Source organism: Arthrobacter sp. NQ4, from assembly GCF_029077345.1.
Taxonomy (GTDB): Bacteria; Actinomycetota; Actinomycetes; order Actinomycetales; family Micrococcaceae; genus Arthrobacter.
This window is the reverse complement of record NZ_JARETC010000001.1, coordinates 480,155-492,501: the sequence shown is the minus strand read 5'-3', so window position 1 is coordinate 492,501 and position 12,347 is coordinate 480,155. Positions and strand designations below refer to the sequence as shown.

Annotated in this window: 10 protein-coding genes; 9 read left to right on the top strand and 1 reads right to left on the bottom strand. The window is 68.5% G+C overall.

Annotation, left to right across the window (positions count from 1 at the left end):
* Position 1 precedes the first annotated feature (1 nt).
* Complete coding sequence (locus PUN51_RS02300; RefSeq protein WP_275179726.1) at positions 2-1,186, bottom strand: MFS transporter; 1,185 nt, start codon at positions 1,184-1,186, stop codon at positions 2-4.
* Between the two features lie 53 nt (positions 1,187-1,239).
* On the opposite strand from PUN51_RS02300, the gene PUN51_RS02295 reads away from it, so the two are divergent.
* The 9 genes from PUN51_RS02295 (at position 1,240) to PUN51_RS02255 (ending at position 12,096) form a co-directional block, all read left to right on the top strand.
* A complete protein-coding gene (locus PUN51_RS02295) occupies positions 1,240-2,229 on the top strand; it encodes an ABC transporter ATP-binding protein (RefSeq protein WP_275179725.1) in 990 nt (329 codons plus the stop codon).
* Position 2,230: 1 nt separating this feature from the next.
* Entirely contained in the window at positions 2,231-3,853 is a 1,623-nt protein-coding gene (locus PUN51_RS02290; RefSeq protein WP_275179724.1) for an ABC transporter permease, read from the top strand.
* Positions 3,850-4,356 carry a GbsR/MarR family transcriptional regulator gene (locus PUN51_RS02285; protein ID WP_224026770.1) on the top strand — a complete coding sequence of 169 codons (507 nt, stop codon included), beginning with the start codon at positions 3,850-3,852 and terminating at the stop codon, positions 4,354-4,356. The genes PUN51_RS02290 and PUN51_RS02285 overlap by 4 nt, the downstream gene beginning before the upstream one ends.
* On the top strand, positions 4,353-5,369 hold the full coding sequence (gene corA, locus PUN51_RS02280) for a magnesium/cobalt transporter CorA (RefSeq protein ID WP_159636203.1): 1,017 nt from the start codon (positions 4,353-4,355) through the stop codon (positions 5,367-5,369). Before PUN51_RS02285 ends, corA begins: the two co-directional genes overlap by 4 nt.
* 112 nt (positions 5,370-5,481) lie before the next feature.
* On the top strand, positions 5,482-6,834 hold the full coding sequence (locus PUN51_RS02275) for an Nramp family divalent metal transporter (RefSeq protein WP_275179723.1): 1,353 nt from the start codon (positions 5,482-5,484) through the stop codon (positions 6,832-6,834).
* A gap of 93 nt (positions 6,835-6,927) precedes the next feature.
* Entirely contained in the window at positions 6,928-8,388 is a 1,461-nt protein-coding gene (locus tag PUN51_RS02270) for an aminotransferase class I/II-fold pyridoxal phosphate-dependent enzyme (RefSeq protein ID WP_159636197.1), read from the top strand.
* Between the two features lie 37 nt (positions 8,389-8,425).
* Positions 8,426-9,466: an o-succinylbenzoate synthase gene (locus PUN51_RS02265; protein WP_275179722.1), complete on the top strand. Its 1,041-nt coding sequence runs from the start codon at positions 8,426-8,428 to the stop codon at positions 9,464-9,466.
* 13 nt (positions 9,467-9,479) lie between these two features.
* The gene (locus PUN51_RS02260; protein WP_275179721.1) at positions 9,480-9,857 is read left to right on the top strand and encodes a hypothetical protein; all 378 of its coding nucleotides are present in this window, start codon (positions 9,480-9,482) and stop codon (positions 9,855-9,857) included.
* Between the two features lie 172 nt (positions 9,858-10,029).
* A complete protein-coding gene (locus tag PUN51_RS02255) occupies positions 10,030-12,096 on the top strand; it encodes a PhoX family protein (protein WP_275179720.1) in 2,067 nt (688 codons plus the stop codon).
* The last annotated feature ends 251 nt before the right edge of the window (positions 12,097-12,347 follow it).

Below are 12,347 nucleotides of genomic sequence, written 5' to 3'. Positions count from 1 at the left end.
CTCAGGCGGTGGGCTTGACAGGGTCCAGCCGCGGGACGGCGGCGGCGGCCACCAGCAGTGCCAACGCGCCCAGCCCGAACGGCAGGGCGGTGGCTGTGGCAATGGCGCCCACCAGCAGTGGTCCGCCGGCGTCGCCCAGTTCGCGCCCCAGCTCGGCCGAGCCCATGGTCCGGCCCATCCGCTCCGGCGGCGTGGTGTCCGCCAGGTGCGCGAACCCCAGCGGGGTGGCCACGCCGATGCCCGAGCCAACCAGTGCAGCCGCAAGGAAGATGGTGACCACTCCCGGGGCGGCCGCCACCAAAGCGATGCCCGCGGCAATCAGCAGCAGGCCCGTCGTCGTGCCCTTGTTGTCGGTGACGGCGTGCCGGTCCCGCAGACGGCCGATCCACGGCTGGGTGAGCACCGAGCCCAGTGCCACCACGCTCACTGCCGCCGTCCCGGCGAAGGCGTCCAGGCCGTGGCGGGTGGCCAGCGCGGGGAGGAAGCCGACGGCGGCACCCAGGGCACCTGTCGAGGCGGCAAGCACCAGCGTGGGGACCAGGAAACGGCGCTCGCCCACCTGCCGGGCCAGGTCCATCACGGTATACCGCTTGCGCGGCAGCGGCGCCAGGTGCGGCACCGACACCAGCACCCAGACGGCCGTGGCCGCCGCGAGCGCTGACAGCGTGCCGAACAGCAGGGAGAACCCGCCGGCCAGGATCAGGCCGGCGCCCAGCGGCGGCCCAATGATGTAGCCAAGGCTCTTCCAGGACCCGTACCGGCCAAAGTAGGTCCCGGCCTTTCCGCCGCGGGCCATCCTTGCCACCATGGCGGACGACGACGGCGAGAAGGCCGACGCCGCGGCCCCCTGTCCCAGCCGGGCCAGGGCCAGGATGAACGGGTCGGCGCCGCCGAGGCCAATCAGCGACAGTGCCGCGAAGGCGAACAGGCCGCCGACGATGACAGGTTTGGCGCCGATGCGGTCGCTGAGGGCGCCGAAGACCGGCTTGAGGAACACCTCCGCGACGTCGTAGAGGGCCAGCAGGATACCGAGGTTCAGCAGGGTCAGGCCGATGTTTTCGCTCTGCGCGCCCAGCCCCGCCGCGATGCTGTGGGCGCCGAAAGCCGTGACGAAGCCCGCCGCATACAGCGGTGCCGTCGACGAGCGGGTGGCCTGCGCGCCTGGCACGGATCTGTCGGGGGTCATAGCTGGGACTTTAGTACCTTCACAAAGTTGTGAAAACTTCTAAGACTTGGACCATGAATACCGTTGTCCAAACAGTGGGGTTGCACAAACACTTCGGCCACGTCAGGGCCCTCGACGGGTTGGACCTGGAAGTCCAGCGCGGGGAGATCCACGGATTCCTTGGCCCGAACGGCGCGGGAAAGTCCACCACCCTGCGCGTCCTCCTGGGCCTGGCGCGGGCAACCTCCGGCTCTGCCACCGTCCTGGGATACGAGCCCTGGACCCAGGCCGTGGAACTGCACCGCCGCCTGGCCTACGTGCCCGGCGACGTCCGGCTCTGGCCCAACCTCTCCGGCGGTGAAACCATCGACCTGCTCTCGCGGCTGCGCGGCGGCGCGGCGGACGGTGCCGCGTACCGCCGGCGGAAGGACCACCTGTGCCAGGTGTTCGACTTTGATCCGGCGAAGAAGGGCCGCGCCTACTCCAAGGGCAACCGGCAGAAGGTTGCGCTGATCGCCGCCCTCGCCACCGAAGCCGAGCTCTACCTGCTGGACGAGCCCACCAGCGGCCTTGACCCGCTCATGGAGGAAGTGTTCCGCCGGGAGCTGCTCGCCGCCGTCGACCGCGGGGCCACCGTGCTGCTGTCCAGCCACATCCTCTCCGAGGTGGAGGTGCTGTGCCAGCGCGTGAGCATCATCCGGGCAGGCAGGATTGTCGACGGCGGCACGCTGGACTCGCTGCGGCACCTCACCAGGTCGGAAGTTTCCTTCGCCGCGGACGGGCTGGACCCGGAGGCCCTGGCCCGGCTGGGTGCGGTGCATGACCTGGCGCTCGACGCCGGACGGGTCCGGTTCAGCGCGGACTCGGACCGGATCGCAGAGGTCCTTCCCGCCCTGGGCGCCTTGGGCGTGCAAGGTTTGACGATCGTCCCGCCGTCCCTGGAAGAGCTCTTCCTGCGGCACTACGGGGATACCTCGCTGGGCGCTGAAACCGGGGCCGAAACGCCTTCCGAATCCACCCACGGCTCCCGGCGGCACCTGCTGGGCGCGAGGGGGCGGAGCTGACATGGGCGTCCTCCTGGTCCTCTGGGGCCAGCGGATCCGCCGGGACCGCTGGCAGCTGCTGAGCTGGGTGGTGGCTATCGGTGCGTTTGCCATGTTCGCGGCCGCCGCCGTCACCCAGACCTACGGCAACGTGGCGAGCCGGACCGAGATCCTGCAGGTGGCCATTGCCACGCCCGCCATCCTGATGCTGCGCGGCCTGCCCCGGGGCGCAGACCAGGGCGCCTTCACGTTCTTCCTGATCTACGCGTTCATCGCCCTGCTGGCAGGCCTGATGAGCACCTTCCTGGCGGTACGCCACTCCCGGGCCGACGAGGAAAGCGGCGGCGCGGAAATGGTGGCCGCCACACCTGCCGGACGGCTGCTGCCCAACACCGCCACCCTGCTGCACGGCATCACGGCCAACATCCTGGTGGCGCTCGCAGTCTTTGCCGGGTTCATGTCGCAGGGCCTGGAGCCCCAGGGTTCCCTGCTCGCCGGCGCCGCGACGGGCGCCGTCGGCTTCGCTTTCCTGGGCGTGGGGCTGCTGGTGGCCCAGTTCATGGGGACTTCACGCGGAGCGAACGGCGTCTCCGCCGCGCTGGTGGTCCTGGCCTACGTCCTGCGCGGGATCGGGGACGCCACGGGGACGCCCGGCGCCAGCGGGACCACGATGACCGAAGGGGCGGCCAGCTGGTTCTCACCCATCGGCTGGGGCCAGCAGACCTTTGCGTACTCGGGCAACCGTGGCTGGCCGTTGCTGCTGCCGGTGGGGCTGGGCGCAGGCTGCCTCGCGGGGGCGTGGCTCCTCTTGGGCACGCGCGACAGCGGGGCCAGCGTCTGGGAAGCGCTGCCGGGACGGGCAGCCGCCCGGCGGGGCCTGAGCAGTCCGGTGGCCCTTGCCCTGCGGCTGCAGGCGGGATCCATCATCGGTTGGGGCTTCAGCGGCCTGGCCCTGGGCCTGCTGGCGGGGTCGCTCGGAAAGGCGATTGCCGCCGTCGACACCCCGGACACCAACATCACGGCGATGCTGCGCGCGATGCTCCAGTCGCAGGGAACCTCACTCACCCAGCTCATGGTGTCGGTGCTGTTCTCCATGGCCGGGGTCCTGGCTGCCGCGTGCGCCCTACAGGCGGTGATCAGGCTGCGGCAGGAGGAAGCGGCAGGGACCGCTGAACTCCTGCTGTCCGCCCCGGTGGGACGGGTCCGGTGGCTGGCCGGCTACCTGCTGCTCGGCGGGGCCGCCGTGGTGCTGGTGGTGGGCCTGGCCGGAGTGGGCGCGTGGGCCACTCTCACCGGCACCGGCGATGAATCCATGCCTGCCGACGCCCTCTGGCAGACCGCCGCCGCCCAGCTGCCGGCGGCACTGATCTACCTGTCGGTTCCGGCACTGGTGTTTGTCCTGTGGCCCGCCGCCACCATCGCCGCCAGCTGGGCCTTGCTGGCCCTTGGGGTGATGCTGGGAATCTTCGGGGCCATGCTGGGCATTGACCAAAGCCTGCGCGACCTCTCGCCGTTCGCCCACACACCAGTGCCCCGCGGCGACGCGACGGACTGGAGCGGAGCATGGTGGATGCTGTTGATTTCCGCCATTGCCGCCGCGCTGGCCGTTGCGGTGATGCGGCGGCGGGAGGTGGGTTCGGCATGAGCGCCGGCCCTGAGGTGGCAGCTGCCAGGGACACGCTGGCCACCGCGGCGTCCACCGCCGCCGCGGCCGAACGGACTGCGGCCGCGTTCGCCGCAGCAGGGTTCCCCAAGATGCCCGCCAGGACGCTGCTGGCGCTGGTGTCCTCCGAACAGGGGAGCCTCACGGCCGCCGAACTCGCGGACCGGCTGGGCGCCAGCGCCGCCGCGGTATCCGGCGCCGTCCGGTACCTGCAGACCGTGGGCTTTGTGCACCGGATCTCGCAGCCCGGCAGCCGCCGCGACCTCTATGCCCTGCACGAGGACGAGTGGTACGTGGTGTCCATGCGCAACAGTCCCGTCTACGAGAAGCTCGCGGCACTGACCGATGCGACAGCGGAAACACTCCCGGAGGGCTCCCCGGCACGCGCCAGGGTGGCCGAGATGGCCAGGTTCTACCGCTTCCTGAAAGCGCGGATGCCGGCACTTTTGGACGAATGGGAGCGCGAGCGGGAGGGGGAGCGGTGACCATCATCGACAACGCCGTCTACGTGAACGGGCTGCGCACCGAGGACCCGGAAGACCTTGACGAGACGTACTTCCTGCTCCGCCAGCGCGAGGGGATGGCGTGGATCGGCCTCTACCGGCCGGACGCGGAAGAACTGCAGTCCGTGGGCGAGGAATTCGACCTCAACGCCCTGGCCATCGAGGACGCGCTCGCCGGCCACCAGCGGGCCAAGCTGGAGCATTACGGGGAGTGCCTGTTCCTGGTCCTCCGGCCGGCCCGGTACCGGGATGACGTCGAGAAGGTGGACTTCGGCGAGATCCACGTCTTTGTCGGCGATGAGTACGTGGTCACCGTCCGGCATGCCGAGTCGCCGGACCTGGCCAAGGTCCGCCGGCGCATGGAGGCCATGCCGGAGTTCCTGGCTCTGGGACCCGATGCCGTGCTGTACGGCATCCTGGACCAGGTGGTGGACGAATACGAGCCCGTAGTGGCCGGCCTGGAAAACGACATTGACGAAATCGAGGACGACCTCTTCGGCGCAGACCCCGATGTGTCCCGCAGGATCTACGAGTTGTCCCGCCAGGTCATCACCTTCCAGCGGGCCACGAGTCCCCTCGCGGGAATCCTGCAGGCCCTCATGGCCGGAACCCCGGACCGCGATCAGGCCACCGAACTCAGGGACCATTACCGGGACGTCCTGGACCACGTCATCCGGCTCAACGAACGGGTGGCTTCGTTCCGCGCCTTGCTCCAGAACGCGCTCGCCGTCAACGCCGCCCTGGTGGCGCAGCGGCAAAATGACGAGATGCAGCGCATGACCGAGTCCAGCTTTGAACAGAACGAGCAGGTCAAGCGCATCTCCTCCTGGGCCGCCATCCTGTTCGCCCCCACCCTGGTGGCATCCATCTACGGCATGAATTTTGCCAACATGCCCGAGCTGGCCTGGACCTACGGCTACCCGTATGCGCTGGGCCTGATGGTGGCCATGGGCCTGGTCCTCTACCTGGCGTTCAAGCACAACAAGTGGATCTGAGCCGCCTTTCCTGAAACGGACTTCCCAGATTCATGCCCTACCATGGGCTACGAATCCTAAGCTTGCTTAGTAGTGGGGGGCTTGGCAGCCGATCTCGAGCGGAGAAGACCGGATGAGCAAGGCCGAAACCACCGTGCCACCCCACGTTGAGGGCACGGCCCCTGGCGCAGCACCCAGGTCCCTCCTGCGCCGTTTCAGTTCACTCCTCGGCCCCGGCCTGGTGACCGGTGCCGCGGACGATGACCCATCGGGGATTGCCACCTATGCAAAGGCCGGCGCCACCTTCTCCAACGGCATGCTGTGGACCGCGCCGGTGGTCCTGCCCATGATGATGGCGGTCCAGGAGATCTGCGACCGTACCGCGCTGGCTACCGGCGAAAGCCTGGGCAGGCTGGCCCGGCGCAAGTTCACCCGCCGCCCGCGGGTGGTGATCGCCGTGCTCATCATCGCCCTGCTGGTGGGCAACATCCTCAATGCCGCAGCGGACCTCATGGCAATCGGACAGGGCATGCAAATGCTTGGTGCCGGCCCTGACCACCTCTGGAGTGCTGTAGCGGGAATCGGGATTGCCGTGGCGCTCATCAGCGGTTCGTTTGCTTTCATTGCGAGGGTCTTCAAATGGCTGTGCCTCACCCTGCTGGCGTACGTCGCGGTGCTGTTCGTGGCCAACGTGGATTGGCCCGACGTCCTTGAAGGCATGCTGGGCATGAAGTTCAGTTTCGCCCCTGAATACCTTGGCCTGGTGGTTGCCGTGCTGGGCACCACCATCTCGCCGTACCTGTTCTTCTGGCAGAGCGCCCACCGGGTCCAGGAACTGCGGGCCGAGGACCACGGCGGTGACGAGGCCGTGGGCCTGAAGGACCGGCCGGACGCTGCCGCCGCCGCCCACACCCTCCGGAAGGCCCGGGCCGACGTCTTCATCGGCATGGTCTTCTCGGTCCTGGTGATGTTCTCCATCATGGCGGCCACGGCAGCAACCCTGGGCAGGGACGGCACCGAGGTGACTACGGCAGCCGACGTGGCCAAGGCGCTGGACCCTGTTGTGGGGCCGGCCGCCACCATCCTGTTCGCCGCCGGTTTCATCGGCACCGGCATCCTCGGCGTTCCGGTACTCGCAGCCTCCGGGGCAGCGGGGCTGGCCGGCCTGCTCGGCAGGGATTGGGGCCTGGACCTCAGCCCGCGGCGCGCCCCCTTGTTCTACACGCTGCTGGGGGTGGGCATTGTGGCCGGCGTCCTCATCAGCTTCTTCTCCTCCGACCCCATCGGACTCCTGGTCTTCAGCGCCACCGTCAACGGCATTGCCGCCGCCCCGTTTCTGGTGGTCACCATGCTGATCTCACGGGACAAAGCCATCATGGGCGAGTACCGCAACGGCAGGCTCGCAGCCACGCTGGGCTGGTTCACCGCCGCAGTCATGGTGGTGGCAGGCGCCGTGGGCGTCTGGACGACCCTCACCGGAGCGTAGCCCGACCGCCTCACGGTACTGCCGCCGTCGTACCCGCCCCTTTGAAACCCGTACCGCGACCCTACTGACCGATCCAACGAAAGGAACAACAGCATGGACCACAACGAAGCGCCGTTGCTGGACGCACTGGACAGCTATCACAAGTTGGACCGCTACGGCTTCACCCCGCCCGGCCACCGGCAGGGCCGCGGCGCGGATCCCCGCGTCCGGGACATTCTCGGGGCCGACACCTTCCGCGCGGACGTCCTCGCCTCGGCAGGGCTGGACGACCGCTCCTCTTCCGGCGGATACCTGAAGAAGGCAGAGCAGCTGATGGCTGATGCCGTGGGCGCCGACCAGGCCTTCTTCTCCACCTGCGGCAGCTCGTTGTCCGTAAAGGCAGCCGTCATTGCCGTGGCCGCCGGCAAAGGTGATTTGCTGGTCAGCCGCGATGCCCACAAATCCATCACGGCCGGACTGGTGTTCTCCGGCATCCAGCCGCGCTGGATCCGCCCGCGCTGGGACCCCAACCTGCATATTGCCCACCCGCCGTCACCCGCGGATGTGGAGGAGATGTGGGAACGCTACCCGGACGCGGCCGGCGCCCTGATCGTCAGCCCCACGCCTTACGGCACCTGCGCGGACATCGCCGCCATCGCGAAGATCTGCCACGACCGCGGGAAGCCCCTGATCGTTGATGAGGCCTGGGGTGCACACCTGCCGTTCCACGCGGACCTGCCCACCTGGGCAATGAGCGCCGGAGCCGACGTCTGCGTGGTGTCGGTGCACAAGATGGGGGCCGGTTTTGAGCAGGGTTCCGTCTACCACGTCCAGGGGGACCTGGTGGACGCCGCGCACCTGTCCCAGTGCGCGGACCTGCTGATGACCACCAGCCCCAACGCCATCCTGTACTCGGCCATCGACGGCTGGCGCCGCCAGATGGTGCAGCACGGGACAGAACTCCTTGGCAATGCCCTGGGCCTGGCCAGGAGGCTGCGCAGCGACATCGACGCGCTCCCCGGGATCCATGTGCTCGAGGACGAGCTCCTCGCCGAGGAATCCTCGCACGACCTGGACCGGCTGCAGATCCTCATGGACCTTTCGGGACTGGGGATCAGCGGCTACCAGGCGGCGGACTGGCTGCGGGAAAACTGCCGGATCGACATGGGGCTCAGCGACCACCGCCGCATCATGGCCACCATGTCCATGGCCGACGACGACGCCTCGGCGGAGCGGCTGCTGGGGGCGTTGCGGGCCCTTATCGACGCCGCCCCGTCACTTCCGGCCCCGCCGGAGGTTTCCGTGCCCTCGCCGTCGGACCTGGAACTGGAAACGGTTGCCCTTCCCCGGGACGCCTTCTTCGGTCCCCGCGAGGATGTGCCCGCCCGGGAAGCTGTGGGACGGGTCGCTGCCGAGCAGATCACGCCCTACCCGCCCGGCATCCCGGTGGTTGTTCCCGGCGAAAGGATCAACGAAGCCGTCATTGAGTACCTGGAATCGGGGCTAAAGGCCGGGATGGTCCTGCCCGATCCCGCCGACCCGTCGCTGGGCACCATCCGGGTGGTGCGGGAGTGACCAGGCCGTACCCGGCCTGCGGCGTACAGTAAACGGCATGCCCAACCCCGGTCTCCCGCCCGCTCCTGCCAACCCGCCCCAAGCAGTTCCCCCGCTGGCGGAACTGCTGGCCGGAGCACGCGTGGTCAGCCTGCCCATGCGGGTGAAGTTCCGCGGGATCATGCAGCGCGAATCCCTCCTGCTCCAGGGTCCCGCGGGCTGGGGCGAGTTCTGCCCGTTCCCGGAGTACGGCGACGCCGAAGCCTCCCGCTGGCTGGCTGCCGCCATCGAGGCGGGGTGGCAGGGTTTCCCGGCCCCGCTGCGGACGTCGGTTCCGGTCAATGCCACGGTCCCGGCCGTCGCCGCCCACCGGGTGCCGGACGTGCTGGCACGGTTCGGCCGGGTGGACGCCGTCAAGGTCAAGGTGGCCGAGCAGGGGCAGTCACTGGACGACGACGTTGCGCGGCTTCACGCCGTCCGCGCCGCTTTGCCGGATGCGGCCGTCCGCGTGGATGCCAACGGCGGGTGGGATGTTCCGGGCGCCGTGGAGGCACTGACGCGGCTGGCGCCGGTGGGGCTCGAGTACGCAGAGCAGCCGGTGCCATCCATCGAGGGCCTGGCCGAGGTCAGGACCCGGCTCCGAGACGCGGGAACTCCCGTGCTGATCGCCGCGGACGAGAGCGTCCGCAAGGAGACCGACCCCCTCCGCGTGGCCCGGGCCGGCGCGGCGGACCTGATCGTGGTCAAGGTGGCACCGCTTGGGGGAGTGCGGCGCGCCCTGGACATCGTGGCACAGGCCGGACTTCCCGCCGTCGTCAGTTCAGCTTTGGACACGTCCGTGGGCATCCGCGCCGGGCTGGCGCTGGCCGCCGCCCTGCCGGACCTGCCGTACGCCTGCGGCCTGGGCACGGTGTCGCTGTTCGAATCGGATATCACGCTGGACCCCTTGGTGGCCGACGACGGCGCCATCCGCCTCCGCGACGTGGCCGCCGACGCGGGGCTGCTGGAGCGGTTTGCAGCTCCCGCTGAGCGGCGGGACTGGTGGTTGGACCGGCTTCGCCGCGTCCACGCCCTCCTCACCCCGTCGATTGCCGAGTAGATAGGGTGTCGCTGTGCGCGGGGAGAAGCTGACAGTGCGGGTGGGCTGGCTCTGCCTTGCTGCCGTCAGCGCCGGCATCCTGGTGTTCGGTGTGGTGGTTGCCCTGTTTCCGCCGGCCGGGGATGCCGGCCTGTACCGGGCGGACGGGCTGGCTTCGGCGGGACTGGGCCTTTTCGGTGTGCTGATCGTGCTGGTGCCCTTCCGGCGGCGCGAACGATGGGCCTGGTACGCGCTCTGGTTCTACCCGTTCTTCTGGGCGGCACACCTCATAGGGAACCTCCCTCCGGGCGACGACCACATCCACCAGATGGTCTTCATCGCCCTTTCGCTGACCGGACTCCTGCTGCCGGCCCGCGCCTTCTTCCCGCCTAAACCATCGATTGCTGCGTAATTGTCGTTGTGGGGCTCCACAACGACAATTACGCAGCAGTCGATGAGGGATTTGGCAACGTTCCTGCAGGTCACGGGCGGTTAACCCTAACTTCATCAACTGGATGGGTTCCTGTAGGAAGCGGCTGGAAGGGTGATCGGGCACCCCAGAGAGATTCCTTGGAAGGTTCCCCATGTCTGAAACCGCCCGCAAGTTCACCCTGCTGCCCATGCTCGGCCATACCAAGGGCAAGCGCAGCCCCGTCACCTGTGCGCTCAAGTGCGACAACGCCTGCGCCGGCGACGTCTGCAACACCAGCTCCAACAGCTACTTCCGCGACATCGCCTCCGCGACCATGTCCCGCCGCGCCGCCCTGGGCCTTGGCGCCGCCGGTGCGCTCGCCGTCGCCCTCGGTTCAGCCGTGAGCTCCGCCGAACCTGCCTCCGCCGCGGGCCTGTCCAAGGCCGCCAAGGAAGGCTTCGGCAACTCCAAGCTTCAGTTCACGGCCATCAAGCCGGTCGACAAGGCCGTCGACGCCTTCACCGTGCCGGAGGGCTTCACCTGGCAGCCGATCATCCGCTGGGGCGACCCGCTGTTCAGCGATTCCCCCGAGTTCGACCTGAACAACCAGACGGCAGCAGCCCAGGCCCGCCAGTTCGGCTACAACAACGACTACACGGACATCGTGGAAATCCCGGGCAGCAAGGGCCGCCGCGCGGTGCTGTTCACCAACCACGAGTACACCAACGAAAACATCATGGTCCCGGCCGGCTATGACCCGGTGGAAACCCGTGCCATCGGCCGCGCCGCCCACGGCCTGGCCGTGGTGGAGCTGGAGCGCAAGAACACCACCAAGCCGTGGAGCTACGTGAAGGGCGCGCCGCTGAACCGCCGCTACCTTTCCGACACCACCTACGAACTGACCGGCCCGGTTGCCGGCTCGGCGCTGGTGAAGACTGTGGCCGACCCGTCCGGCCGCGCCATCAAGGGCACGTTCGGCAACTGCTCCGGCGGCACCACCCCCTGGGGCACCATCCTCTCCGGCGAGGAAAACTTCAACGGCTACTTCGTCGCCGGCGGCACCTCAGCCGGCGACAAGCGCTACGGCCTCACCGCCAAGCCCACGGCACGCAAGTGGGAACTCGATGACCCCCGCTTCGACACGCGCAATGCCGGCTACGAGAACGAGGCCAACCGCTTTGGCTGGATCGTCGAAGTCGACCCGTTCGACCCCACCTCCACCCCCAAGAAGCGCTCCGCCATGGGCCGTTTCAAGCACGAGGGCGCCAATGTGATCGTGGCGGAATCCGGCCACGTGGTGGCCTACATGGGCGACGACGAGAAGTTCGACTACCTCTACAAGTTCGTCTCCAAGGGCAGGTACGTGGAAGGCGACCGCAGGAACAACATGAACCTGCTCTCCGAGGGCGACCTCTACGTTGCCAAGTTCACCGGCAACTCGCCCGCCGCGGAGATCACCGGGACCGGGGCGCTTCCGTCCGACGGCGCGTTTGACGGGACCGGCGAATGGCTGCCACTGGTGGTCGGTGGAAAGTCGGCAGTCCCCGGCATGTCCGCCGAAGAGGTCCTGGTGTATACCCGCCTGGCCGCGGACAAAGTGGGCCCCACCAAGATGGACCGCTGCGAGGACGTCCAGCCCAGCCTGCACACCGGCAAGGTCTACGTGGTCTGCACCAACAACTCCGACCGCGGCACCGGCACCAAGGAAGGCGCCACGGAGGTCAACCCGCGCACGCAAAACCGCGACGGCCACATCGTGGAAATCACCGAAACCGGCGACCAGACCTCCACGAAGTTCAACTGGACCCTCCTGATGGTCTGCGGCGATCCGGCGCAGGGCGATGTCACCTACTTCTCCGGCTACCCGGCGGACAAGGTCTCGCCCATCTCCTGCCCGGACAACGTGGCGTTCGACTCCGTGGGCAACCTCTGGATCTCCACCGACGGCGCCCCCTCCGGCATCGGCTACAACGACGGCCTCTTCAAGGTCACCCTGGACGGCGCCGAGCGCGGCAAGGTGGAGCAGTTCCTTTCCGTTCCCCGCGACGCCGAAACCTGCGGCCCGGTCATCCACGATGACGAGCGCACCGTGTTCGTCTCCGTGCAGCACCCGGGCGAGGAGGGCACCTTCGAGGCGCCGCACTCGTTCTTCCCGGACTACGTCCCGGCAGGCACGACGCCGGCACCCGGCCAGGTGCGCGCGCCCCGTCCCTCAGTGGTCCAGGTGTTCCGCGGCTAACCCCTTCCAACCAGGGACGCGCCATCACTTCTGGCCGCTTTTCCGGGGACGCGCCATCACCTTTGGTGGCTTTTCCGGGGACGCGCCATCACCTTTGGTGGCTTTTCCATCAACGCCCGCTCACCTTCTGCCCCTTCCGGCGGAACGGTGGGCGGGCGTTCCGGGGTTAATCGCGCGCCTTATCCAGCTGCCGCGGAAGCGCTCCATGTGATGCTTGACACGTGTTAGGTCGGTCATCTACAGTTCCTAAC